Source organism: Planotetraspora phitsanulokensis, assembly GCF_016863295.1.
Classification (GTDB): domain Bacteria; phylum Actinomycetota; class Actinomycetes; order Streptosporangiales; family Streptosporangiaceae; genus Planotetraspora; species Planotetraspora phitsanulokensis.
On sequence record NZ_BOOP01000003.1, the window covers coordinates 187,036 to 210,370 of the forward strand.

General features: G+C 69.2%; 25 protein-coding genes. 8 read left to right on the forward strand and 17 right to left on the reverse strand.

Going from position 1 to position 23,335, the window contains the following annotated elements:
* The first annotated feature begins 16 nt into the window (after positions 1-16).
* A complete protein-coding gene (locus Pph01_RS03685) occupies positions 17-907 on the forward strand; it encodes an alpha/beta hydrolase family protein (protein WP_204071479.1) in 891 nt (296 codons plus the stop codon).
* A gap of 147 nt (positions 908-1,054) precedes the next feature.
* Here Pph01_RS03685 and Pph01_RS03690 read toward each other — a convergent pair whose 3' ends face one another.
* From Pph01_RS03690 to Pph01_RS42620, 3 genes are all read right to left on the reverse strand, one after another.
* A complete protein-coding gene (locus tag Pph01_RS03690; protein WP_204071480.1) occupies positions 1,055-1,489 on the reverse strand; it encodes an SMI1/KNR4 family protein in 435 nt (144 codons plus the stop codon).
* Positions 1,490-1,846: 357 nt separating this feature from the next.
* Positions 1,847-2,281: a VOC family protein gene (locus Pph01_RS03695; protein ID WP_204071481.1), complete on the reverse strand. Its 435-nt coding sequence runs from the start codon at positions 2,279-2,281 to the stop codon at positions 1,847-1,849.
* A 324-nt stretch (positions 2,282-2,605) separates the two neighbouring features.
* Positions 2,606-2,809 carry a hypothetical protein gene (locus Pph01_RS42620; protein WP_239116415.1) on the reverse strand — a complete coding sequence of 68 codons (204 nt, stop codon included), beginning with the start codon at positions 2,807-2,809 and terminating at the stop codon, positions 2,606-2,608.
* Here Pph01_RS42620 and Pph01_RS03705 point away from each other — a divergent pair.
* Together Pph01_RS03705 and Pph01_RS03710 are read left to right on the forward strand one after the other, a co-directional pair.
* A complete protein-coding gene (locus tag Pph01_RS03705) occupies positions 2,796-3,200 on the forward strand; it encodes a GNAT family N-acetyltransferase (protein ID WP_204071482.1) in 405 nt (134 codons plus the stop codon). The two genes, Pph01_RS42620 and Pph01_RS03705, sit on opposite strands and share 14 nt — an antisense overlap.
* A 72-nt stretch (positions 3,201-3,272) precedes the next feature.
* Positions 3,273-3,599 (forward strand): hypothetical protein, encoded by a 327-nt coding sequence (locus tag Pph01_RS03710; RefSeq protein ID WP_204071483.1) that lies wholly within the window; start codon positions 3,273-3,275, stop codon positions 3,597-3,599.
* A gap of 25 nt (positions 3,600-3,624) precedes the next feature.
* Here the strand turns inward: Pph01_RS03710 and Pph01_RS03715 are convergent, their stop codons facing one another.
* From Pph01_RS03715 to Pph01_RS03755, 9 genes are all read right to left on the reverse strand, one after another.
* On the reverse strand, positions 3,625-4,446 hold the full coding sequence (locus Pph01_RS03715; protein ID WP_239116416.1) for an SAM-dependent methyltransferase: 822 nt from the start codon (positions 4,444-4,446) through the stop codon (positions 3,625-3,627).
* A 329-nt stretch (positions 4,447-4,775) separates the two neighbouring features.
* Positions 4,776-5,381, reverse strand: coding sequence for a hypothetical protein (locus Pph01_RS03720; RefSeq protein WP_204071484.1), 606 nt, complete (start codon positions 5,379-5,381; stop codon positions 4,776-4,778).
* Positions 5,382-5,657: 276 nt separating this feature from the next.
* Positions 5,658-5,999, reverse strand: coding sequence for a hypothetical protein (locus Pph01_RS03725; protein ID WP_204071485.1), 342 nt, complete (start codon positions 5,997-5,999; stop codon positions 5,658-5,660).
* A 180-nt stretch (positions 6,000-6,179) separates the two neighbouring features.
* On the reverse strand, positions 6,180-6,452 hold the full coding sequence (locus Pph01_RS03730; protein WP_204071486.1) for a MafI family immunity protein: 273 nt from the start codon (positions 6,450-6,452) through the stop codon (positions 6,180-6,182).
* A 60-nt stretch (positions 6,453-6,512) separates the two neighbouring features.
* A complete protein-coding gene (locus tag Pph01_RS03735) occupies positions 6,513-6,707 on the reverse strand; it encodes a GNAT family N-acetyltransferase (RefSeq protein ID WP_204071487.1) in 195 nt (64 codons plus the stop codon).
* Between the two features lie 179 nt (positions 6,708-6,886).
* Positions 6,887-8,071 carry an ABC transporter permease gene (locus Pph01_RS03740; protein WP_204071488.1) on the reverse strand — a complete coding sequence of 395 codons (1,185 nt, stop codon included), beginning with the start codon at positions 8,069-8,071 and terminating at the stop codon, positions 6,887-6,889.
* Positions 8,068-8,793: an ABC transporter ATP-binding protein gene (locus Pph01_RS03745; protein WP_275412792.1), complete on the reverse strand. Its 726-nt coding sequence runs from the start codon at positions 8,791-8,793 to the stop codon at positions 8,068-8,070. The genes Pph01_RS03740 and Pph01_RS03745 overlap by 4 nt, the downstream gene beginning before the upstream one ends.
* On the reverse strand, positions 8,790-9,881 hold the full coding sequence (locus tag Pph01_RS03750) for a peptidoglycan-binding protein (protein ID WP_204071489.1): 1,092 nt from the start codon (positions 9,879-9,881) through the stop codon (positions 8,790-8,792). Before Pph01_RS03750 ends, Pph01_RS03745 begins: the two co-directional genes overlap by 4 nt.
* Positions 9,878-10,432, reverse strand: coding sequence for a hypothetical protein (locus tag Pph01_RS03755; protein WP_204071490.1), 555 nt, complete (start codon positions 10,430-10,432; stop codon positions 9,878-9,880). Before Pph01_RS03755 ends, Pph01_RS03750 begins: the two co-directional genes overlap by 4 nt.
* 111 nt (positions 10,433-10,543) lie before the next feature.
* Here Pph01_RS03755 and Pph01_RS03760 point away from each other — a divergent pair, with 111 nt between their 5' ends.
* Entirely contained in the window at positions 10,544-11,854 is a 1,311-nt protein-coding gene (locus Pph01_RS03760; protein WP_204071491.1) for a sensor histidine kinase, read from the forward strand.
* On the forward strand, positions 11,851-12,495 hold the full coding sequence (locus Pph01_RS03765) for a response regulator (protein ID WP_204071492.1): 645 nt from the start codon (positions 11,851-11,853) through the stop codon (positions 12,493-12,495). The genes Pph01_RS03760 and Pph01_RS03765 overlap by 4 nt, the downstream gene beginning before the upstream one ends.
* A 26-nt stretch (positions 12,496-12,521) precedes the next feature.
* Here Pph01_RS03765 and Pph01_RS03770 read toward each other — a convergent pair whose 3' ends face one another.
* Positions 12,522-13,118 (reverse strand): TetR/AcrR family transcriptional regulator, encoded by a 597-nt coding sequence (locus tag Pph01_RS03770; protein WP_239116417.1) that lies wholly within the window; start codon positions 13,116-13,118, stop codon positions 12,522-12,524.
* A 109-nt stretch (positions 13,119-13,227) separates the two neighbouring features.
* On the opposite strand from Pph01_RS03770, the gene Pph01_RS03775 reads away from it, so the two are divergent.
* Positions 13,228-14,127: an alpha/beta hydrolase family protein gene (locus Pph01_RS03775; protein WP_204071494.1), complete on the forward strand. Its 900-nt coding sequence runs from the start codon at positions 13,228-13,230 to the stop codon at positions 14,125-14,127.
* Between the two features lie 41 nt (positions 14,128-14,168).
* Here the strand turns inward: Pph01_RS03775 and Pph01_RS03780 are convergent, their stop codons facing one another.
* The 4 genes from Pph01_RS03780 to Pph01_RS03800 all read right to left on the reverse strand — a co-directional run bounded on the left by Pph01_RS03780 (position 14,169) and on the right by Pph01_RS03800 (position 20,869).
* Positions 14,169-17,066, reverse strand: a complete 2,898-nt coding sequence (locus Pph01_RS03780; RefSeq protein ID WP_204071495.1) for a DUF6493 family protein — start codon at positions 17,064-17,066, stop codon at positions 14,169-14,171.
* Positions 17,063-18,409 (reverse strand): SWIM zinc finger family protein, encoded by a 1,347-nt coding sequence (locus Pph01_RS03785; protein ID WP_204071496.1) that lies wholly within the window; start codon positions 18,407-18,409, stop codon positions 17,063-17,065. The genes Pph01_RS03780 and Pph01_RS03785 overlap by 4 nt, the downstream gene beginning before the upstream one ends.
* Before the next feature lie 351 nt (positions 18,410-18,760).
* Positions 18,761-20,134: a hypothetical protein gene (locus Pph01_RS03795; RefSeq protein WP_204071497.1), complete on the reverse strand. Its 1,374-nt coding sequence runs from the start codon at positions 20,132-20,134 to the stop codon at positions 18,761-18,763.
* 108 nt (positions 20,135-20,242) lie between these two features.
* On the reverse strand, positions 20,243-20,869 hold the full coding sequence (locus tag Pph01_RS03800; RefSeq protein WP_204071498.1) for a TetR/AcrR family transcriptional regulator: 627 nt from the start codon (positions 20,867-20,869) through the stop codon (positions 20,243-20,245).
* A gap of 451 nt (positions 20,870-21,320) precedes the next feature.
* On the opposite strand from Pph01_RS03800, the gene Pph01_RS03805 reads away from it, so the two are divergent.
* Together Pph01_RS03805 and Pph01_RS03810 are read left to right on the forward strand one after the other, a co-directional pair.
* A complete protein-coding gene (locus tag Pph01_RS03805) occupies positions 21,321-21,722 on the forward strand; it encodes a hypothetical protein (protein ID WP_204071499.1) in 402 nt (133 codons plus the stop codon).
* Between the two features lie 476 nt (positions 21,723-22,198).
* On the forward strand, positions 22,199-23,332 hold the full coding sequence (locus tag Pph01_RS03810; RefSeq protein ID WP_204071500.1) for a calcium:cation antiporter: 1,134 nt from the start codon (positions 22,199-22,201) through the stop codon (positions 23,330-23,332).
* Positions 23,333-23,335: the final 3 nt, after the last annotated feature.

The window sequence follows — 23,335 nt, forward strand, 5'->3', positions numbered from 1 at the left end:
AGGAGGAATCGCGCGCATGGCCGTAGCGGGAACGCCGGCGGTGTCCGAGGACGCCGCGGCGCAAGACGCCGCCGAGCAGGAGTCGGCCTTCTCCCATCCCTTCGTCGAACCGGACGCCACCGCCTCCTACGGCGACCACCCCGATCAGGTCGTCGATTTCTACGCGCCCCGCGTGGACCTCGGCGGGGCGAAGGCTCCCCTCGTCGTCGTCCTGCACGGAGGCGCCTGGCGCGCCGCCTACGACAGGCGGCACATCGCGCCCCTCGCGGCCTTCCTCGCGGGACGGGCTTTCGCGGTCGCCTCGGTCGAGTACCGGCGGGGCGGCGCCGAACCGGGGGCGGCGGGACGCTGGCCGCAGACCTTGGACGACGTGGCCGCGGCCATGGACGCGCTCCCCGGCCTCGTGGCGGACGCGCTCCCACAGGCGGACCCGCGCCGGCCGATCGTGGTCGGGCATTCGGCCGGCGGGCATCTCGCGCTGTGGGCGGCGGCCCGCCACAGGCTGCCGGACGGCTCGCCCTGGCGGCGTCCCGGACCGTCCTTAGGCGGGGTCGTCGCGCTCGCGCCGATCGCCGATTTCCTCAAGGCCGGCGAACTGTCCGTGTGCTCCGGAGCCGCGCTCCAGTTCCTCGGCGGGCCCGACCGGTTCGAGGAGCGGCGCCCGTCCGCGGATCCCGCGGCGCTGCTGCCCACCGGCGTCCCCAGCACCGTCGTCCAGGGTGACGCCGACATCGTCGTCCCGGCCGAGGTCGCCGAATCCTTCGTCCGCGCGGCAGCCGACGCGGGCGAGACGGTTCGCCTCACCCAGGTCGCCGAGGCCGGCCACTTCCCGTTGATCGATCCCGCGGCGGACGCCTGCGCCCTGGTCGCAGAGGAGATCACACGCCTGGTGGCGGTCGCAGGCTGACCCCGCGACGCGGTCCCGGGTTGCCCGACGAACTGTCCTGCTTCGGTTGATGGTTGACATGATCAACCCGGAGCCGTGCCGGGCGTGCGACTCGCGGCAGATGAGGATGCGCTGGACTTACCGACAGGCACCAGGAGCGGGCGGGGGTCAGAACTCGTAGGCGTCGCCGTCGGATACTGCCGCTGGCAGCGCCTCGTTGCCACCGTCAGCCAGGAGCACTTGAAGCAACTCGACGACCGTCGTCGCGAGGACCGGCATCTCACCGACCACGCCATACGTGTCCCACGCTGCGGCATAGCAGCGTCCCGCTCGCTCGGGCGACAGGTCCATCACCACATGCGGCTCGGTCGACAGCCCCTCGCCCCCGTCCACGATCACGTAGCAGTTGTTCGTCAAATCTGCGGGATCCTCCTCTGCCACCTGCTGAGCGACCTCCGGCGTCAGCAACCGCGGACTGGCGGGCACGAAATCACCAGGCCCACACACGCGCCGTGGGAAAGGGGCGTCTTCGAACAGGAGCGCCCCACCGCACAGCTCGTACAGTTGCCGCAGATCTTCGGGAAGCACGACATTGCCGGACACGACGGCAGACCCACCACCGGGGACCACGTGGCACCCCGACCGACCAGCGATCTCGCGCAACACTTCAGCCAAGGCAGTCCGGGAACCTTCTGACGACGTCACCGCATGATCGTATGAGTGCCGGCTGCCCCAGTACCGACGGGCGGCGCCTGCTCGCCGGCTACTTGTTAACTGGCGGCACGACCGCAGCCCGGCCAGGCTTGGTCGAGGTGACCGGCGGGGTAGCTCTCTCATACGGCTGCCCACCGCGGATACCGCGCTCACCTCGGCCCGCATGAGCGAGCGTCGTCGCCAACCCGAACGCGGCGCGCAGACCGTAGTCGCACAGCCCCTCCGTCCTTCGTGCGTGTCGGGACGCTACTTGGCGAATAGGTGCGAGATGTCACGGAACGCTTTGAACTCCAGCGCATTGCCGGCAGGGTCGCGAAGGAACATGGTCCACTGCTCCCCCGGCTGCCCTTCGAACCGCAGGTACGGCTCGATCACGAACTCGGTGTCGGCCGCCTTGAGACGGTCCGCCAGGGTATGGAACTGTTCGATGGTCAGCACCACCCCGAAATGCGGGACGGGAACCTCGTGCCCATCCACCGAACTGTGTCCCACCTCGCCACCGGCACCCTTGGTTACGTGGGTGACGAACTGGTGACCGTAGAGGTTCCAGTCGATCCAATTCTGCGCGGACCGCCCCTCCTCCAGCCCGAGCACACCGCCGTAGAACTCCCTCGCTGCCTGCAGGTCGTCGACCGGCACCGCGAGATGGAATGCGGAACGATCTGGAGCCGAATTGATCATATTTCTCTCCTCCTATGTGCGCCCTGGGCCGCACCACGGTCGGCACGGCGCCCATTCCCCTCCCTCAGCCAGAGCAATCACGCCGTGGACTCGGCAAACCGACCCCAGAGCCCTCACCTGGCCGGATGAAATTTTCGACAAGCGCAGCATTCCAGGGTTGTCAGCGACCGCTTCCCGATCGGCTGCGCCTCTCCTTCTGAAGGTGCGGCCTGAGGATCGGCGAACGGGCCGGGCTGAAGGTGAGCCGCGCGTCCACCTGGACCTGACACGGCCGGTACAGGGGTTCAGGGCCGCCTGGCGTGGCGGGCGGCCCTGAACCCCGGGCTATGGCGTGGCGAGCGCCTCCGTGGGCGAGAGGCGGTAGGCGCGGATCGCCGGGTACAGGCCGGCCAGGCCGCCGATCGCGACGGTGGCGGCGACACCGCCGGCCACCGCCCAGGCCGGGACGATGCACCTGAGGCAGAATGCGGAGGTGCTGGAGATCCGGTTGTTCCGATCCGGCGACGGTCCGGCCGTGGCCGACGTCATCGAGCGGTGCCTGCGCGAACTCAACAGTCGCGATTACCCGGAAGAGATCATCGAGCGCATGTGCGCACACTTCTCCGCCGAGCGGATCGTGCAGCTCGCCGACGAGCGGCAGATGTTCGTCGCCGAGCGGGCGGGGATCGCGGGCACCGTCTCCCGCGATGGCAACAAGGTCTTCACGATGTTCGTCCATCCCCGGGCGATCGGTCAGGGTGTCGGACGGCGGTTGATGCGCCACATCGAGGCGCTGGCTGCAGCCGAGGGGTACGACTACATGGAAACCGGCGCCAGCGTGACCGGGCATGGGTTCTACCAGCGGCTGGGTTACGTCGACGTGCGCACGAGCGAGACGGAGTTCGGCTTCAACTACATTCTCCGGAAACCCCTGCGATGACGCCGCTGGAGACGCAGACGCCCCGTTCGACGGCAGGGCAGCCGAACGCGCGGTCGAAGTAGGGTGATCGCCGTGAAAACACTGATCGGCCGTCTCGTCCTGCCCTTGATCTGTGTGCTGCTCGGCTGGGGCGTCTACGCGTTCGGCGGAATTGGGCAGGGCGACGAACTGCGCTGCGGCGATCGCGTCATGACGACCAGTGACACGTGCGAGCACGTCACCAATGGCGCGACGCGGACCAACGACTACTACCAGGAGAAGGCCGAGAACGAGCGCCTGTCCAACCTGGTGAAGAACGCCGGCCTCGGCATCATGGGCCTGAGCGGGCTGTCAATCCTGTACGTGCTGGCCGGCAGCGGCGTGCAGGCGGTCCGGAAGAGGGCACCCGCACAGCCGTAGCGGCACCAGGCGGACGGCTTGATTGCTACACCCGGGCGACTGCGCCGTACATGGACACCTCGGCTGGGAGGGGATGCTGGTCGTGGTCCGGCCGCCACTCGCTGATCGGCACGACCCCCGGTTCGACCAGATCCAGACCGCTGAAGAACCGGGCGAAGGTGTCCCGGTCGCGGGGCCGGGTGTCGACGTGCCCGGCGGCGAGCATCGCGTCGAACACCGCGGCGGCCTGCGGTTCGAGGAAGTCTTTGGTCACGTTCGTCGCCACGAGGTAGCTGCCTGGCGCAACCGCGTCGAGCAGGTCCGCTACCACGTGCCGCGCCTGGTCGTCGTCGTGGATGAAATGCAGCACCGCGACGAGGAGGATCGCTACCGGCTTGCGCAGGTCCAGCGTCGCAGCCAGTTCTGGGGCGGCGAGGATGGCGGCCGGGGTCCGCAGGTCAGCGTCGATGTAGCTGGTGGCGCCTTCGGCCGATCCGACCATGAGCGCTCGCGCGTGGGCGAGGACCATCGGGTCGTTGTCCACGTAGACCACGCGGGACTCGGGGGCGATGGCCTGGGCAACCTCGTGCGTGTTGTCGGGTGCGGGCAGACCGGTGCCGATGTCGAGGACCTGCCGGATGCCGGCCTCTCCGACGAGGTGCCGGATGGCCCGGCTGTGGAAGGCGCGGCCCTCACGGGCGGTGCTGCGGATCGCAGGGTACGCCTGGGCGATCCGGTCACCCGACTCCCGATCGACTGGAAAGTGGTCCTTCCCGCCGAGCCAGTAGTTCCACCGACGCGCAACCGAGACGGTGGTGGTGTCCAGTCGGGGATCTCCCGGCGGCTGGCTGATATCGCTCGCGGGCACGGGGCCTCCGGGGGAAGACGCGGACGAGGACGCCAGGATCGGCGGTTGCACCGGCGTTCATCGTAGCGTCGCGTCAACGCTCGGAGACACCCCATCTGGCCACCGGCCGCCCCAGCCAAGCCCACCGCACGCGGCTTCCCATTCAGCGACAACCGGCTTCTGACCGGACGTGGCCGGCATCCCAGGGCCGGTGCCCGTAGGACGGCGACGCCACAGCCCTCTTGATCACGTGCGCTGTGATCGGCAGAGTCGGATGTCCTCCCACGTAGGGAACGACGCCTGCTCGGCGGTATGAGAGGGCGCGGATCGCGGCATGAGCGGGTGCCTCGTCAGTGGCGGGTGCCGCTCAGTCGGCTCTCGGCTCCCCACAGGTAGAAGGCTGGCAGGCCACGCTGCAGTCCGGAACGATAGATCCCTATCCCATCCACCGCTGTCGCCTTGTTGAGGTGTTCGGCCTGGACGGCTCGGGCTTTGCGCAGAAGTTCATCGGTGGTGAAGAACGAGCCGTTGTCGGCGCTGACTCGGATCCCCGGCTTGGTGCCTCCAGCCGGCCCGAAAGGCAACAGGTACAGCTGCGGCACCTGCAGCCGGGAGTTGGCCGCGACAAGCCTCGCCGGATCGCCAGAAGACCACGTCAGGTCCGTAGCCTGTACGGCGACGAAGGGCAGATCGGGCCGGTGGACCGCGCGTTCGTCCTCCGACAACGGATCCGATCGGACAAGGGCCGCCTGATCGGCGACCGTTGAGGCGGTGGTCACGTAATACGTGATCCGTTTGCGCTTGATCTGCTCCAGGTCCGCGAGGCCCCAGCCGTCGCGATGCGGCCACCAGCAGTCATACATGACGATGTTGGTGTCGTGGACGAGCACCCGGAGGGGACGCTCGTCGTGCGAAAACCGGAACACCGTGCCGGGCTCGAGCTGGGACAGGTCCACGAGGCGCAGCGTAGTCCGACAGATGGAACCAGCGCGGTCACCGGCAACGGATTGAGGCATGGACCGGAAGACACCAAGAGGACAGACCAAGGGCGCGCTCATTGAGCGATGTCGTGCGCCCTGGCACCGCTCGAACGGGCACTGGCGACGGCCAGTACGGACTGTTCCAGAGCTCCGGCGGACAGCGCGCGCCGGGCGGCATGTCCGGACGTCGGTCAACACTGCACGTCGTGACGGCGCGTGTCGCACCGGATCGCCGCCAGAAGAGCACGCTCGTCAGATCCCGGTATCCAGCGCATCCGAATCGTCGACTGATCCGTCCCGCTCGAACACGCCGCTGTCGTTCACCCGCCAGGTCACTTGTATGCCGGTTGGTCGTTGGAGCCTTCGTCGTACCTGCGCCACATCGTCCAGGCGGAATGAGTCCGACATCCGGAAATAGACGATGCCGTCCACGACCGTGGGGTGGAGCCCGAGGTTGGACAGCAATTGTGTTGCCGCGTCGCGGCTAACGGCGGTCGGCACCACGTATGCGCGTCCGCCTTCGTTCTCGCAACAGCTCCGCGTGTCGCACACAGCCCACAGGCTGGCCAGCAGTCCGGCAATGCCTCGATCCACACACGCCTCTTTGCCGTGCGCTCGGAGATGAACCTGGCGGTGCCTGACGGCGATCAGTCCGCCGTTCGTCTTCCGGCAGGCTGGACACAGTGGGTAGGGCCCAAGCACGACCGACATCACTACCCCCAGGCCGAGAAGATCGAGCGTCCAGTTACGGACTTGCGAGATCCCTTGAACGCGTCACCGGTCGGGACAGAACGACAGGGCTCGAGGAACCCGGTCGCCCATCTGCATCCGGTCGACGAGTGCGAGCATGTCGGCGCGCTCGCCTGCCGTCAATGGCAGCTCCTCCTCGGAGAGCACGTCGGCCATCTGTTCGAGGGCAAGGCCCAGTTCGTTCGCGTCGATGAACTCAGCGATCAAGTTGAGGCCCTTGCCCGGGAGACGATCATCCAGTCGGATGAGGAGGCTGCGCAGAACCCCAGCGACGTCCTCGTAGTCGGCGCGATCCACACGAGAGATGGTTTCAGAGGAACACACTCATTTGCCGTCGACAGCGCTCTCTTGCCGAGATCAGTGAGCCTGCCTCTCTCCGCTCGACGCATCGGATGGCGCGGTCTTCGCGGGCCCGTCGAGGCGCAGGATTGTTTCCTCGATCTCCTTATTTCGCCCGTCGGCGTACGAGATCTCCGTGCCTATGACCGCGAATCCTGCCTTCTGCAGCACCTTGAGCGATCTCACATTGTCACTCGCGGCGCGGGCGAACACGGGCCGCACGCGAACCGATTCCAGGTGCAGGGCGAGCGCTCGGCCAGCGGCAGAAGAGGACGTCCGAGGAGATTCTCGCGTACGCCCCGATGCCGGCGGTGTCTGGTCGACCAGCGCACCCCACCTGCGAAGCAGCTCCCTGGCCGGACCTTGTCAGGTCTGGTCAGGGAGCCGATGGCTCAGGCGGAGCGCAGTGCGTCGGTCGGGGCGAGGCGGGCGGCTCGCGTGGCCGGGTAGAGGCCCGCGAGCGCGCCGATCAGCACAGCGGCTCCGAGGCCGGCGGCGATGCCTGTGGGCGGGATGAGCGGCTGCCAGTGGTGGTTGATCGCGGTGATGTAGGTCGCGACCGAGCCGAGGACCGTCCCGGTGAGGCCGCCGAGCACGGCTAGGAGCAGCGATTCGAGCAGGAACTGGGTGGCGATGTGCGGGCGGGTGGCACCGAGGGCGCGGCGTAGGCCGATCTCGGTGCGGCGTTCGAGTACGGAGATGACCATGACGTTCGCGATGCCGATGCCGCCGACGAGCAGGGCGACGGTGCCGAGGCCGAGGAGGAGGGATGTGGTGGAGTCGGCGACGAGTAAGCGGGATTCGAGCGCGTCGGACGGGCGGGTGACCGCGACTTCCTGGGGGAACTGGGGGTTGACGGCACGGGCCAGCAGGCCTGCGGTTTTCGTGACGTGTTCGGTGGCCGCGCGCAGGTAGAGGAGGGTGGGGTGGCCGGTGTAGCCGAGTGAGGCGGCGATGCCGGTGCCGATGAGCGCGGACCGGTCGATCTCGGGGGCGAGTTCGACGGGTTGCAGGATGCCCGCGACGGTGAACCATCGGTCGCCGAGCCAGACGCGGGTGGCCGGGTCGAGGTGGGCGATGCCCAACGTCTCGGCGGCCCCGTGGCCGAGCACCACGACCGGGTAGCCGCTGGTGGCCGGGGTGAGGAACCTCCCAGCTGCGAGGTGGCCGTCCAGGGTGGACAGCAGCGTCGTCTCGGTGACCCGGACCTCCATCCCGCCCGACTGCCCGGCGGGGATGCGATCGTTGCGGTAGACGCCGGTGTCGTGGAGTTGGGCGGTGGCGGTGACGCGTTCGACGCCGTCGGTGCGGGCGATGCTCGTGCGCGCGTTCGGCGGCAGCGGCTCCTCGTTGCCGCCGAGTTCGGCCACGGTCAGCAGGTTGGTGCCAAGACGGTCGATCCGGTCGAGCAGTTCGGACTGGCTGGAGCGGGTGATGCCCAGCACCGCCACGGTCGCGGCGATGCCGATGGCGATGCCGAGCGTCGACAGCGCGGTCCGCGTCCTGCGGCTGCGCAGCCCGACCGTGGCCAGCGGCACCAGATCACCGGCGCGCAGCCGGGAGACGGGCGTGGTCATGACTCACCGCCGATCCGGCCGTCGTGGATCTGGATGCGGCGGGTACAGGCGGCCGCGACATGCGGATCGTGGGTGATCACGAGCAAGGTGACGCCGTCGGCGTTGAGATCGCGGAGCAGGGTGAGGATCTGGTCGCCGTTGGCCGAGTCGAGGTTGCCGGTGGGCTCGTCGGCCAGCACCAGGGCGGGACGACCGACCAGGGCGCGGGCGATGGCGACCCGCTGGCGTTCGCCGCCGGAAAGCAGGCGGGTCAGATGGCCGACCCGGTGGGACAGGCCGACGCGCTCGAGCGCGTCCATGGCGGCGTTACGGCGACGGCGCGGCGGCAGGCCGCGGTAGAGCAGGCCGCCGGCGACGTTGTCGAGGGCCGTGAGATGGTCCAGCAGGAAGAACTGCTGGAAGACGACGCCGATCGTGTGGGCGCGCAGCCCCGACAGCCGCCGGTCCGACAGTGTCTCGATGCGCTCCCCGGCCAGGTGGACCGACCCCGCGGTAGGACGGTCGAGCCCGGCGGCAAGGTTGAGCAGCGTGGTCTTTCCCGATCCGGACGGGCCAAGGACCGCGACCATCTCCCCGGCCCGTACGGTCAGGTCCACCCCGCGCAGCGACTCGACGGGAGGCGTCCCCGGATAGGTCTTCACCGCGCCCTCGAAGGACAGCACCACATCGTTCATGGGGCTGTTCATGAGATCGTTCATGAGATCGTTCATGGGGCGGTTCATGAGACGGGCACCTCCACCTTGGCACCCTCCTCGATGCCGGTCACCTCGACGGTTCCCGACTGGTCGTCGTAGAGCCCGGGCACGACCTGGACGAGTCTGCGGGCGGTACCGTCCAGCACCGCGACCTGGTAGCCGCCGTTGGAGCCGGCCAGCAGGGCGGTGACGGGGACGGTCAGCACGTTCCGCCGCCGCTCGCTGATCACGTCGACGTTGACCGGAGCCTGGTCGAGTTGGGCGAGTTCTCTACCCGGCTTGACCAGGCTGATCGTCAGCGGGATGGTGGCCGGGCCCTCACTACCCTGCGGCCCCTGCTGCTGCTGAGGCGGCGTGGTCGCCACTTTCCCGATGGAACGGATCCGCCCGTCATAGGTGTGTGAAGATCCGTAAAGCGAGACGCTGACCCGGTCTCCCACATGCACCTGCGACCGCCGATCGGTCGTCAGGGAGACCCGGACGACCTTCGTCGTGGAGCTCACCACGAGCACCTGAGCGCCCGGCCCGGCCAGAGCACCCGCGGGGCTGTGGATCTGCGTGACCCGCACAGCCCCCGGCAGGAAGATCACGTCGCCGGGCTCCAGTCGTCCTGTCCGGGACGCGTAGGGCAGGCCGCGCGCCTTCTGCCAGCGCCGCACGGCCGCCGCGGTGGAGGCGGAGAAATGCCGGTCCACGGTCCCCGGCTCCATGCCCAGCGCGGCCAGGTTGCGTTCGAGTTGCTTGACGTCGGCGCCGTCGGTCATGCCCAGAGCGAAAGCCCGGTAGGCGGGTGTCCGGCCATACAGCAGCACCGTGGACGCCGCCCCGACGGCGAACAGGCGGCCGCCGCGCTTGATCACCGCGCCCGGTGCGGGAACCGAAGTGATCACTCCCGGCGGGAGCTGGCTGACGATCGTGAACGACCCGTCGAAGCCGAGGGTCCCTCCGAGCGGTATCCGGGCGACGATGTCACCCCGGCCGACCGTCACGGACGTGACGGCCACCGGCGATCCGCTCACCTTGGGAGCGGCAGGACCCTGGCGGGTGATCGCCCAGGCGCCGGTCCCGGCCGCCGCGACCGCGACGACGACAACGAGCACGCGCGCGGTCCTCATGAGACACCGATCCTGCCGGACCAGAACTGCTCGCACGCGATTGCGGCGGTCCTGATGCGGTTCGATTTGCCCTCGGCCTGCAGCGGCGTCCCGGACAGCGGGAAGGTCCCGTCGGCCTTGGGATCGGGCCACTCCGGAATTCCGTGCTGGCGTATGCATTTCGCGAAGTTCCGCAGGGCGGGCACGTCCTTCGGACCCGGGTCCCCCACTCGGGGCGGCCTGCGCTGCCTGGGTGGGGATGCGTCCGACAGCTGGTTGAGGAGTGACTTGCACTCGGGGAAGCCCTCCAGCGAGCGGAACACGGTCTTCACATCGCCGTTTCCACCGGGAAGGTTGAAGTCGATGTCGTCGCCCTCGGGGTTCACGACCGGGTCGGGGAAGTTCGGGTGGCCGTGGGCCCGGGCGCACTGGGCCATTCTCTTTCCGATCGTCATCAAGCGCTGGACGTTGTTCTGGCTGGGCGAGGGGGACGGCGTGTCGTCGCCGCCGGCGGCCGAGCACCCGGTGATGCACACCAGGGTCAGGGCCGTACAGGCAAGGATGCGTTTCATGCTCCCCAGGTTGGACGTGCCGCCCAGGCCGCCGCGTCTGCCGTCCGGCGGACCCGGATGTATATCTCACGACAGATCCGCTTTTCATCCCGGCGCGGATACCCTGCCGCCATGCGCACGTTCCTGGGCGACTGCGCCATGGTCATCGTGCTGGCCGTGACCAGTGCGCTGCTGGGCGCCGACCCATTCTTCGACACGCCGGCGCAGCGCAAGATGATCAACGTCTACGGGTCGGTGGACGACTGGAGACTGCAGATTGTCTGCTGGTGGCTGGCGGCCCTGCTCGCGGTCGCGGCCGTCTTCGCCCGGCACCGGTGGCCGCTGGCGGCGATGCTGCTCGCCACGGCGTGCGTGGCCTCGCACCTTCTTGGCTGGCCGGCGATGATGCTGGTCTCGCCGAGTCCCAAGGCGCTGCTCGGCAGCGATCTGCTGCCCCTCGACCTGGTCGTTCTGGTCGTTCTGTACGCGCTGGCGAGTGCCGCCGGTACTCGCCGGCTGTCGCTGGCGGTGCTCGTCACCCTCGAAGCCGGGCTGGTCGGCATCGGCCTGGTCGGCCCTCTCATTGACACCCCAATACTCACCCTCCTGGCGAAGACCAACCCGGCGAAGATCCCTGCCGACAAACCTGCTCTGGCGGACCCGCTGCCGGACGTGCTGTGGCAGGTTCTGTCGTATGCGGTAGTTCCGGCGCTGCTGCTGGGCATCGCCTGGGCCGCGGGTGACAACGCCCGGACCCGCCGTTTCCACCTGGCCGTCCTGCAGGCGCGGGCGGCCGACCTGGAACGCGAGCAGGAGCAGCGGACGGCCCTGGCCGTCGCGACCGAACGCGGACGAATCACACGCGAACTCCATGACGTCGTCGCGCACGGCCTTTCCGTGATGGTCGTCCAGGCCCAAGGGGCGCAGGCGGCTCTGCACCGGCATCCGGAACGCAGCGAGGTCGCGCTGGCCAATGTGATCTCGACGGGAAGAGCCTCGCTGGCCGAGATGCGCCGGCTGCTCGGCCTGGTACGCACCGACCCGTCGCTCGCTCCCCAGCCCAGCCTGGCCACGCTCCCCGACCTGATCGAAAGCGTCCGGTCCAGCGGAACCCCGGTCGAGTTCGCGGTCACCGGCGAGCCCGCCACACTGCCCGCGGGCATCGAGTTGTCCGCCTACCGGATCGTCCAGGAGGCACTCACGAACGCCTTGAAGCACGCCCCACCGGGCAGCCGCTGCAGCGTGGACCTGTCCTTCAACGCCGACACCTTGCACATCCGGGTCGCGGACACCGGCGCGGGCGGGGAGACACCGGTCTTCGGCAACGGGCTGCGCGGCATCGCGGAACGAGTGAACGCACTGGGCGGGACCTTCAGGGCGGGACCGGCCGACCACGGCGGCTTCGAGGTCACCACGGTCCTGCCGGTGGTGGTGCCGGCATGATCCGGGTCGTGATCGCCGACGACCAGGCCCTGGTCCGCACCGGCTTCCGCATGATTCTGGACGAGACCGACGACATCCGCGTAGCCGGTGAGGCCGCCGACGGCCTCGCGGTGCTTTCGGTCGCCGCCCAGGAGACGCCTGACGTCGTCCTCATGGACGTCCGGATGCCCGGGATCGACGGCATCGAGGCGACCCGCCGCCTGTGCTCCGCGGAGACCGGCCCACATGTGATCATCCTGACCACCTTTGACCTGGACGAATACGTCTACGCGGGCCTGCACGCGGGAGCCGCGGGGTTCCTGCTGAAAGACACCCTCGCGGCCGACCTGGTCACCGCGATCCGTAACGTCGCCGCGGGCCAGAACGTCGCCGCGCCCTCGGTCACCAGCCGCCTGGTCAAGCACTTCGTCGGCACGGCAACGCGCCCGGCGAACGGCTCAGGCCTGGCCCTCCTGACGTCCCGCGAACGCGACGTTCTTTCACTCATCGCCCAGGGCATGTCCAACCATGAAATAGCCGACCAGCTCATCATCAGCGAAGGCACCGTCAAGACCCACGTCAGCCGCATCCTCGCCAAGCTCCAGCTCCGCGACCGCATCCACGCCGTCATCTACGCCTACGAAACCGGCCTCGCCAACTAGGCGCACGCCGCGTACTTCCTTGTGCGCTAGCGGAGCCGCAAGCCTGCGATGACGAGTCCGACCATGAGGCGCGCGTCGTAGCCAGGGCTGTCGGCGCCGATGCAGAGATTGCCGATGCCGTGCATCAGGACGAGGGCGTCCACGCCGGGGATGATCTCGCCTGCCGTGGCTGCGGCGTCGAGCAGTTGGGCGCAGACCGGGACGAGGCGGTCGAGGAAGTAGGCGTGCAGCGTCTGGAAGGCGGCATCGTCGGACCGCATCGCCTCAGCCAGTCCGTGCTTGGTGACCAGGAAGTCGACGAAGAGGTCGATCCAGCTCGCCAGGGCGGCGTGCGGTGTGGCGCTCTCCGCCAGCAGCGCCGGGCCCGCCTCGGCGCACGCCTCGACCTGGTGCCGGTACACCGCGACGATGAGATCGGCCCGCGTCGGGAAGTGGCGGTAGATCGTGCCGACGCCCACTCCGGCCATGGCGGCGATGTCGCGTACAGGCGCATCGACTCCGGAGGTGACGAACGCCGCGGCGGCCGCCTTGAGTAGCGCCTCCTCGTTACGTCGGGAATCAGCCCGCTGCTTTCGCGGGGCACCCGATCCGCTGCCCGTGCCGGCCACTGTTACCCCTGTCACATCCCTTGAAAAGCGGAACCGCGTTCCGTATATTCCTTTAGCGGAACCAAGTTCCGCATTGGCAGCATGCCAGAACGGCAGGCCCATGCCAAGTCACGAAGGAACGACCATGCACGCAATGCCAGAGCCCACGCCGGTCGTATCGGTGCACCCCCTCACGCTGCCGGCCCCGGATCGCGGCGACGATCTGCAGGTGCGGGTCTCCGCACCCACGACCGGCCACGAACTGCCCGTCATCGTCTTCTCGCACGGCTTCGGCCAATCGGCGACCAACTACGCCCCGCTGGCCGACTTCTGGGCCTCCCACGGCTTCGTCGTCATCCAGCCCACCCACCTCGACTCGCGGACACTGAACCTCCCGCCTGACGACCCCCGCACACCGCTGATCTGGCGAATCCGGGTCGACGACCTGAAGCGCACCCTCGACCGGCTCGACCTGCTGGAGTCGTCCGTTCCCGGCCTCGCCGGACGCCTCGACCGCAGCCGCATCGCCGTGGCCGGGCACTCCTGGGGCGCCCAGACGGCGAGCACGCTGCTGGGGGCGCGAGTCCTCGACGCCGACGGCAACCCCGGAGAGGACATGTCCGACCCGCGGATCAAGGCGGGCGTCCTGCTGGCGGTGACCGGCCGGGGCGGAGCCGACCTTTCCCCGTTCGCGGCCGAGCACTTCCCCTTCATGAGCCCGAGCTTCGTGGACATGACCACCCCGGCCCTCGTCGTCGCCGGCGACCAGGACGACTCCCCACTGTCAGTCCGGGGGCCGGACTGGTTCACCGACGCGTATCACCTGAGCCCGGGCAGCAAGAGCCTGCTCACCCTGTTCGGAGCAGAGCACTCGCTGGGCGGCATCTCCGACTACGAAGCCAAGGCGACGACGGACGAAAGCCCCGAGCGGGTTGCGCTGATCCAGCGGCTCACGTGGGCCTACCTTCGCGATGCCCTCGGCCTCAAGGACTCCGTCTGGCCGGCACCGGTCGAGAGCACCCTCGGCCGCCTCGAATCCAAGTAGAAACAGCGGACTCCACGCGTACCCGAATCATCGCCGGCTGATCAATGTTCGGCGCGTTCGATCCGTGCGTTGAGAGCGGCGGCAAGCGCGTCGGCGGGCCACGCGCTGGTGTTGGAGCGGACATGCCTGACCGCCGGGCTTCGGTCGAGGAGCCGACGGGCGATGGCTGCGCTCTTCGACCTGCCGGTGGCGAGTGTGTTCAGCAGAGCGCATGTCTTCGGCTGCGTGATGGGTGTGCCGTCGGCGGCGCACATCTCGTCGAGCAGAGCCAGAGGCCCGTACCTCTGCTGACCGGCAAGCCGGTCGAGCCACGTCGGAAGCATGTCGATGAGGGCTGCGCGCACCGTGGCACGGTGCAGAGCCGAAGCGGCGGCGGTCTCTTGGAGAAGGGTGACGAGGCGTGCGCTGGAGACGTCGGTCGCGCCTTCGACGGTGGTGAGCAGCGAGCGGGCGAGTTCGGTGCTGGTCACCCTGGCGTCGCCGATCGTCTGGATGAGGACGTCGACGGCAAGCGTGCGTTCCTCTGGTTTCTCGTGGCTGACATGCCGGATCATGGCGACGAGCGCCTCCGGAGGTACGGGCTCGTGCGGATCGAGCAGCAGTCGCAGTCCTACCGCGGTGGTGGTTGCGTCGCGCCACAGCCATCGGTGGTCGCCTGGCCACAGGGTGGCGGCCCAGTCGGGGGCGTAGCGTTGCGCGCATTCGTATGCGTAGGCGACCCGCATTTCTCGGTAGGCGGGCAGTTGGCTCAAGTCCGTGCTGAGTTCGCCATTGGCGTCCACTATGGGCGGCATGTGCCGCAATTGTTCGTTGACCTCGATGGCCAGCTCCTCGGACGTTACGCGGGGTGCCTCGTCTCGTTCGGCGGCCCCGAACAGGCGCGGCGGGCTCTCATGCGTCTCATCGCGTAGCCATCCGATCACGTCGGCGACCACGTCGGGGAGCTCGGACGGGTCGTCGTCGCCGCCGAGGGCCGCCCGTACCGCCCGGCCCAGCGGGCCGGGCAAATCGGCGGCCTGGTGAAGCGCGGCGGCCCGCCCGGACGGTGCCAGCCGGGCCAGCGCTACAGCAGTGTCGATCGGCCGTTTGATCTCGCCACCGCCCGCGCCGGCCCGCTTCACGAGAATGGTCGGGTCGATCCAGCCGCGTCGGTCGGTCGGCAGGGCGAGCAGTGGTCGGGGATCCGGGTCGCCAAGTCCGAGCGCGACTTCCCGGATTCGACTGGTCAGCCAGATGCCCGGGCTCGTCATCGGGTGGGCCGGCCCTGCGCCCCGCTGGGGTTCGATCCAACTCGCCACCAGTAGGCACATGTCGCCGCTTGCCCGCTCACCCCAGTCGGGGGCGTCGCGCTCGAAATGTTGGTTGACGCGTGCCAGCAACGGCCCGACCCGCCGGCCGAAATCGCTTGGCCAACGGGGACCGATGCTCGCCAACCCGTCGAGCGCGCGCTCAAGGTCGACGATCCCTCCTCGACCGTTCACCACGCGCAGGAGCACCCGGATGAGCTCATCCACGCCGGACACCGGCCGTATCTCGGCGGCGCCGGCGTCAGCCCCCGGTCGTACCTGCACGGCCGGAGGCTCGTTACCCTGGCGGACCGCCTCAATCGCCGCATCCACACCGCATGTGTGGGCGACCTCGGGTGGAACCTTCTCCGACCGGCGGATGAGGTCGTCGAGGTCGACAGCCGGCGTCGGTGGTTCGGCGGTCGGCTGGTGCGGCAGCGCGGTGCGCAGGCGCTGCGCGGCGGTGGCGGACAGTTCAGGAAGCAGTTCACTGAGGCGCGCCGCAATGTCGGGATGCGCCACCAAGTGTGGGGCCACCGCTTCGATCCCGGCCAGTTGCACCTCGGCATGCGGGTGGGCAACGGCGGTCGCGAACCGCTCCACCGCGCGCCGCTCCACCCCGGGATCGCGGCGCAGCGCCGAGGCCACGATGGCGAGCGCAGTCGTCGCGGTCGATTTGGCCGGAGCCAGCAGGGCGGGTTCCACGGCGTCGATCAGCTCGGTCGGCGGGATGAGGTTGGCGCGGCCGAGTCGAGCCAGGGCACGGACGGAGTAGCTGACCACCGCTGGTATCCGGTGGCCGACCAAGGCGAACAGCGCCTGCTGCCGCGCCGCGAGTTCGCTGGGCGTCGCAGCCAGCTTGTCGAGGAACTTGCGCAGCCTGGTGGCGTCCGGTCCGTTCAGGTCTCCGGTCAGCAGTTCCAGCAACTGGTCCAGGATCCGGTCGCGGATGGGATGTCCCGGCGGGAAATGCGCGTTGAGGACGGGCGACCACGTCTGGCGCCGGGCCGAGGAGCCGGCGACTATGTCCCGCGAGACGATCCGTAACAAGCCGTCGGGCAGCTTCAGCAGCGCCGGAAGGTCGACCGTCAACAGTGCCGGGTCGCGCAGCACCATGTCCGCCAGACCGGGTTCAGGCCCCCACGCCGCATGGTCGGCCATACCGAGCAGATAGGCCTCTCCGGTCGGGCGGGCCAGCGCACCATCGAGGACCAGCCGCCAAGCCGCGTCCCAGCGATGGTCGGTGATGTACTGCGCGGCCAACGCTGCCAGCCACGGCGGCCGACGATCGAGCAGAATACGGTGTAGCTCGTCGATGTCGAAGGCACGCGCGAAGTCGAAGCGCTCATACCACTTCGGATGGCTGTACTCGCGCTGCGCAGGAAACTCGGCGATGTCCCCCGTGCCGAGCCAGGCCAGCGCCGCCGTCTTCATCCGTTCGAACCACTCGCGGGCTTCGGCCATGTCGCTTGCGTCGGGCACGTGGCCGTACAGCAGCTCGTCGTGCCGGCGTTTGGCGTCCGCGAACGCCTTCCCGGCGATCGGCGCCAGGCCGGCGCGAGTTTCCTCGTCGAGCGGAGCGAGCAGCTCGACGAGGGCGTGCCGATCTGCTTGTTCGATCACCTCGTGCAGCCGGTCCGCGTTGGTCGTCATGACACCTCGCCAAGGTGAGCGCGGGCGGCGAGCACGTGCCGGCACGGTCCCCGCGAATCAAGGTGCCGCGTGTACCACTGGCACGTGCAGCTCGCCGAGTCGCCGTCGAGGTTCACGCGGTGTTCGATGTCGCCGCTTCGTACGAAGATCTCATGGCCACCGGACTGCAGCTCACGGATCTCGATATCGGCCCGGGTGATGGTGGCCGCTCTGCCCACCCGCGGCGCGAGCCTGGGTATCAGCTCCTGCGCGAACGGTAGGTCCCGGCGAAACCACGCGTCGGCGGCCAGGTCGCGACCGACGAGCCCCTGGCTGCCCAGCACCGTGAGCAGCGCCTGGATCCGCTCCGGCGACGTGTCGGCAAGCCCTGCGAGTTCGTTTTCATCGAGCCGCGCCCGCCACCCGAGGTACCCGCGCAGCTGCACCGCCTCAGCCACGGTGGGCGCGTCAGCGAGCAGGTCCAGCGCCGCTCCTTCACCCGAGAAGCCACGCGCCACGTCCGGGCTGAGCACGAACCACACCCGGGCGCCCGGCACGGCCAGCTCGAAGGCGCAACTGCGCGCGCCATCGCCGGGCCGGGCCCAGATCCGCATGCCTGTCGCGAAGCGAGCCAGCGGCCGCAACTCGCGTAACCGGTACGGCCCGGCCACAGATACGGCACCAGATCTGGGCGCCTGCGAGAAGCGAAACCCCGACTGCGCGGGCACCAGTTCATAGGGCGGCGCCGACGCGGAGCTCGCCGGCGGCAGCGCGTCCAGCAGCCGGCGAGCCCCCACCGCCCCGAGTCGCGCCATCGGGCGCATGCCGACCTGCGCCAGCGCCGCCTCGCCGAGCCCCTTGACCCACCGCACCGGCAACTTGACCTTACGCTCCACAGCCGATCCGACCCTGGTCGTCACACGCAATCCCGCGCTGCCCACCGACAGTCGCAGCTCCGTCGCATCGTCCACTCGGGCCAACGCGTCGCGGACCTCCTGGCCAAGATCGACATTCGTCGTGCCGGTGCCGACCGAAACCTCGCCCAAATGGTCACCCAGCAGATCGACCCGCGCGTACACACCGCAGCAGGACGAGAACGCCTCGATCCGCAGCATCTCGTCACCGCTGGTGAGGACGGGATCGAGCAGACGGGCCGACGCCGGCATGAAGTATCGGGCACGCGCCACCGCACCGACACTCAGCAGCAACGCCGCGACCAACCGCGGCCGGCCGACCCACCCGTCAAAGAACACCGGCAAGCCGCCGATCGTCGGCGACAGCGTGGCCAGCGCGACGGTCAAGCGACCGGCATCATCAGCGACCACTTGTGATGGCCGGTCATAGACGACTGACAGATCAACCATCGAGTACCCATCCAATGCCACACCGTCTCCGCGCCGACAACACGGCACGCCCAGCTCTCAACCGCCGCGAGCCTAACGGCGCCCACCGACAACACGCTCTCGTCGGCATGACCGGCTCCCTTGGGCTGTATGGCTTGGTCATACAGTCATCGGCCCCGAGGTCCAGCCCGAGCAGCATGTCCTTCTCCGAAATGCGCGCGGTGAGCAGCAGGATGGGGACCTGCCCTGGCGAGTCGGGCGGGGGCCCCATCCGCCCGGAGGCCGCGCCTCCACGGACCCGGTCCTGGCCCTCGACGCGTCAGGGCGTCGCGAACGGATCCGCGGCCGGGGTTCGGCTTGGGAGCCGTGCCGTCACGGCGTGGCCAGCGGGATGATCCTGCGGTACTTGCCGCCTGCCGACTGCTCGGGCGGCTCCTCGGCGTGTTCGAGTGTGACGTGGTCGGCCTTGTGCTCGGTCAGCAGGTGAGCGATCTCGTCCCGGACCGTTTGCCACACGCGGTCGGGGTCGGCGCCCTCCGCGGGCTTCAGTCGCACGCGCAGCGTGGTGGACGCGGTCTGGACGAGCTGGAACTGCTCGATGCCGGGAAGGCGGTCCAGCAGGGTGCCGAAGGCCATGGGAGAGATGCCGATGTGCTCGCCGCGGTCGGTGGGGAAGGCGAGTATCTCGGCCGCGCGGCCCTGCACTTGAACAGCGGGTAGCGGGCTGCCGCACGGGCAGGGGTCGGGACGCAGCAGGACGTTGTCGCCCAGGTTGTAGCGCAGGATCGGCTGGACCCGGTTGGCGAGGTTGCTCAGCAGGACCGTGTGCGACGGCTGACCTGGTGGGACAGGACGGTAGTCGGCGTCGACCGGCTCCAGCACGGCCCAGTCGCTGTTGACGTGAAGCCAGTTGTGCGCGCAGCCGTACGCGAGGAAGCCGCACTCGGTGGCGGCATAGGCGGAGCGGACCTGGGCGTGGAACGCGGTGGAGATCCGGGCGCGGTTGTCCGCCGTCAACGCCTCACCACCGGCGATGACCATCCCTGGGTGGATGCGCAGGCGGCCGGCGTCCTGCTCCCCGGCCAGCAGCCCGAGCATGCTCGAGAAGCCGGTGAGGGAGCTGGGGTTGTACCGGTTGAGCTCGGCGGCGAGTTCCGGCAGCGGCTGGTGAATCGAGAATTCCCTCAGCATCCAGCTGAGCCGTGGGTGGTCCCGGCGGAACCGTGCCGCCGTGGCGACGGTGGAGAAGTGGCCGCCGGGTGCGGAGACGATCGCGGTACGGCCGCCGCCGCGCAGCAGACGGACGGCGTCGCCGATCCCCAGCCCGGCGCGGGCGCGCTGTCCGACGGCGGTGCCCACCGCCACACCCTGCTTGTCCAGCAGGAAGATGCCGCGCAGCCCACTGGTGCCGGAGGTGGTGACCACGAGGTACCGCCCTTGGAACCACTCACCCACGAGCGCGGGGTCGGCCACGAACGCCTGGGCCTTCTCGAGCGTCACGTCCCGGTCGGTGACCCAGTCGTCGAAGCGGGCCATCAGCGTCTTCTTGTCGGTGACCGGGAGCAGTGCCGGGTCGTCGACCCCTTCAGGAAGCCCCCGGTACGACTCGCGGAAGTACGGCGAGTGGGCGCGAGCATGAGCCACGATGTCGGCCAAGCGGGAGCGTTGCCGCTGCGCGATCGCCGCGGGTCCCTGCCGCAGAGCACGTCGTGCGTCGCGGGCGAGCCGCCGCACACTTTCCGTCATGACGGGGTTGTCCTTTCCTTCTATGCGGGATGCCGGTTCTGCCGGCCCTTGGCGGTGACTCGCTCGAACACGCCCGGAGGCGCATAAGCGAGCTCGGCAAGGCACGCGTCAAGGACCGCCGGAGTCCGGCCGCACAGAAAGCAGGCCGTTCAAGGCGATGTCCAGGCCGCGCCGGGAGGCCTCCCACAGCTCGTCCTGCGACCGGCCGAGCTGGACACTGGCCAGGGTGGCCTGCTGGATGGCGCCCATCAGGGCTCCGGTCATCGCCGCCGCGGTGATCGGGTCCAGCCGGGGGAACGCCTTCAGCAGCTCGTCGGTGATCCGCCGTTGCAGGTCCACAATCAGGTAGAGCGCCTTGGCCTGCAGCGCCGGCGTGCTCAGGACCAGCCGGTACGGCACCGGCAGTTCCTCGGGTTTCCTGGAGGGGACGAGGGGCCGGCGATAGGCGCCGTACTCCTGGACCATCCTCGCCAGCAACTCGCCCGGGCCCTCCTGCGGCCGCCGTTCCGCGAGCGCCCCGAGCAGCATGTCGAAGTTGCGCTCCACGTCGACGAACAGGACCTCGTCCTTGCCGCGGAAGTAGCTGGAGAACGTCTTGGGGTCGACATCCGCCGCCGCGGCGATCTGCGCCAGCGTGGTCTGCTCGTACCCCTGCTCGTCGAACAGCCTGAGGGCCGCCGCGATGATCCGCTCTCTGGTCAGCCGCTTCTTCCGCTCACGCCGAGACTCCTCCATGGCCCAAATATACGGCTACAGGAAACTTCCGCACAATCGGAACATTGCGCACTCCGCAACTTTTAGGAGCATCGCAAGGAGAGCGGCGCGGCCGAGTGGGCACGAGGTGCTCGGCGACGTCCAGTCCGGCGTGATCCCGGCCCCCGTTGGCCAAGCGCCCTGATCGGCGGGCTGCCGCAGCCGCTGGCGAACGCGGGGCCGCACCGCTGGGGGTCGACGGCAGACAGGATGATCAGCGAGGCGAGGCCTGCCTGCTCAGCCCGGTTATCACGCGCCAGGCCTGCCAGAGGTCCCGGCGGCGATCAGGTCTGATGCGGTGTCGTGTCAGCGGCCGTGTCAGCACGACAACGGCCCGGTATCAGAGCGGTCGGCGATGGTGGATGCCATGAACGGTTCAGCGATTGCGGCCGTCCGTTCAATTGGATTCGTACCAGATTTAAGGAGCACCACCATGTCCATCACCCTCACCGACCAGGACACGTTCACCCTGCGGACCGCCGCGTGGGGCGCCGTCTCGCTGATGGCCGCCGCCGGCGCCGCCGGCTCGCCCCACAAGGTCGCCACCGAAGGCTCCATTGCCCTGGTCTCCGCGACCGGCCTGGTCGGGCACGTGCTCGTCAAGGCGCCCAAGGGCCTTAACAGCAAGTCCACCGCTGGACTCGCCGACAAGGTGCTGCCGGCCCTGACGGCGGCCATGAGCCTGCTGAAGAAGCAGGCACCGGCAGAGGCCGACAACTTCCGCCGTACCGTCATCGTCGCCATCGAAGCATCCGCCCGGCCGCAGAAGGGCGTGCCCAGCCCCACCATGGCGGAGATGGCCCGCAAGATCGCCGAAGCCCTCGACGCCGCTTGATCCGATGTCGACCTGCGCAGCCACAACTCGTCACGGGGTCCTCTCCGGACCCCGTGACACGGCGGCAGGTCGGGTCAGGGGGTCAAGCCCCGCCACGGCGGCCAAGCCGGCTCGCTCACCCTGGCCGGCGATGCGCCGTCGACGGCCTCGCTCACGCCCGCCGCCGCGCCGAGCTCACCGGGCTGCCCGAGGAGATCATCTGGCTGTCCTGCGGCGACGATGCGATTCATTTGCGATGGCAAGGTCCACATTCAGCGTTACCGAGTGCTTTCACACGGATGTAATGCCAGGCCGTGGTGGTGCGATGGCGATGCCGGCGGCTGTGGTCGTCGGCCCTCGTAACCGGGCATGGACGGATAATGAGGGTGGTACGCGCTAAGAAAGCTCGGCATGGGGCCGGTCACCCACGCGAGCGGCCGGCCCTGCGGATACGCCCTGGACACCGCGAGGGTGACGGCCGGGGCAGTGGAGGCCGTTTGAAGATCACGTCGGCTGTCGCGGCCATCGCCGGCTCGCCGTCGGTCGTGGCCGCCAGGGTCGTTCCCGTCGTCGCGGTCCTCACGTTGTTCGGAGTGTGGAACCGCGCGCTGCCGGTCATCGCGGAACTCGTGATCGTGGTGCTGCTGGCCGCCTCCGTGCTGGCCGCGGTACACCACGCCGACGTGGTCGCCCGGCGCGTCGGGGACCTGTTCGGGGCACTGATCCTGGCCGTGGCCGTCACCGTCATCGAGGTGGGCCTCATCATCGCCTTGATGATCTCCGGTGGCGCCTCGACCTCCTCCCTTGCCCGCGACACCGTGTTCGCCGCCGTGATGATCACTTGCAACGGCATCCTCGGCCTGTCGCTGATGCTCGGCGCCCTGCGTGCGCGGGTCGCCGAATTCAACCCCGAGGGCACAGGCGCCGCACTGGCCACGGTGATCACTCTGGCGACACTGAGCCTGGTGCTGCCGAGCTTCACCACCAGCGCCCCCGGCCCGAACTTCTCCACGCCACAACTGGCGTTCGCCGCCGCCGTGTCCCTGGTCCTGTACGCGCTATTCGTGTTCGTCCAGAACGTACGGCACCGCGACTCCTTCCTGGCCTCACCCCCGGCCCGGCAACCGGCCGTCGCCGACCGGCGTGACGGCGACGCGCACGAGGAGACTCCGTCCCTCCGCGCCGCTCAGGTCAGCCTCGGCCTGCTCGTGGCCGCACTCGTCGCCGTCGTCGGCCTGGCCAAAGTGGAGTCCAAGACCATCGAGGAGACCGTCCTCACCGCCAGGCTGCCGCAGTCCGTCGTCGGCGTCGTGATCGCTCTGCTGGTGCTGCTTCCCGAGGCTCTCGCCGCGGCTCGCAACGCCCGGCGCGGCCGCACCCAGATCAGCCTCAACCTCGCCCTCGGCTCGGCCATGGCCAGCATCGGGCTGACCATCCCCGCCATCGCGGTGGCCTCCATCTGGCTTCAGGGCCCACTGCTGCTCGGCCTCGGCCCCACCCAGATGGTGCTGCTGGCCCTTACCGCGATCGTCGGCACCCTCACCGTCATGCCCGGTCGTGCCACCCTGCTCCAGGCGGGGCTGCACCTCGTCCTGTGCGCCGGCTATCTGTTCCTCGCGGCGAACCCCTAGACG

Excerpts from the sequence above, each read along its gene's own strand:
- Pph01_RS03685 (WP_204071479.1), top strand. The coding sequence starts at position 17 with ATGGCCGTAGCGGGAACGCCGGCGGTGTCCGAGGACGCCGCGGCGCAA.
- Pph01_RS03695 (WP_204071481.1), bottom strand. The coding sequence starts at position 2,281 with ATGATCAATTCGGCTCCAGATCGTTCCGCATTCCATCTCGCGGTGCCG.
- Pph01_RS42620 (WP_239116415.1), bottom strand. The coding sequence starts at position 2,809 with ATGACGTCGGCCACGGCCGGACCGTCGCCGGATCGGAACAACCGGATC.
- Pph01_RS03740 (WP_204071488.1), bottom strand. The coding sequence starts at position 8,071 with ATGACCACGCCCGTCTCCCGGCTGCGCGCCGGTGATCTGGTGCCGCTG.
- Pph01_RS03745 (WP_275412792.1), bottom strand. The coding sequence starts at position 8,793 with ATGAACCGCCCCATGAACGATCTCATGAACGATCTCATGAACAGCCCC.
- Pph01_RS03750 (WP_204071489.1), bottom strand. The coding sequence starts at position 9,881 with ATGAGGACCGCGCGCGTGCTCGTTGTCGTCGTCGCGGTCGCGGCGGCC.
- Pph01_RS03755 (WP_204071490.1), bottom strand. The coding sequence starts at position 10,432 with ATGAAACGCATCCTTGCCTGTACGGCCCTGACCCTGGTGTGCATCACC.
- Pph01_RS03760 (WP_204071491.1), top strand. The coding sequence starts at position 10,544 with ATGCGCACGTTCCTGGGCGACTGCGCCATGGTCATCGTGCTGGCCGTG.
- Pph01_RS03765 (WP_204071492.1), top strand. The coding sequence starts at position 11,851 with ATGATCCGGGTCGTGATCGCCGACGACCAGGCCCTGGTCCGCACCGGC.
- Pph01_RS03775 (WP_204071494.1), top strand. The coding sequence starts at position 13,228 with ATGCACGCAATGCCAGAGCCCACGCCGGTCGTATCGGTGCACCCCCTC.
- Pph01_RS03780 (WP_204071495.1), bottom strand. The coding sequence starts at position 17,066 with ATGACGACCAACGCGGACCGGCTGCACGAGGTGATCGAACAAGCAGAT.
- Pph01_RS03785 (WP_204071496.1), bottom strand. The coding sequence starts at position 18,409 with ATGGTTGATCTGTCAGTCGTCTATGACCGGCCATCACAAGTGGTCGCT.
- Pph01_RS03795 (WP_204071497.1), bottom strand. The coding sequence starts at position 20,134 with ATGACGGAAAGTGTGCGGCGGCTCGCCCGCGACGCACGACGTGCTCTG.
- Pph01_RS03800 (WP_204071498.1), bottom strand. The coding sequence starts at position 20,869 with ATGGAGGAGTCTCGGCGTGAGCGGAAGAAGCGGCTGACCAGAGAGCGG.
- Pph01_RS03805 (WP_204071499.1), top strand. The coding sequence starts at position 21,321 with ATGTCCATCACCCTCACCGACCAGGACACGTTCACCCTGCGGACCGCC.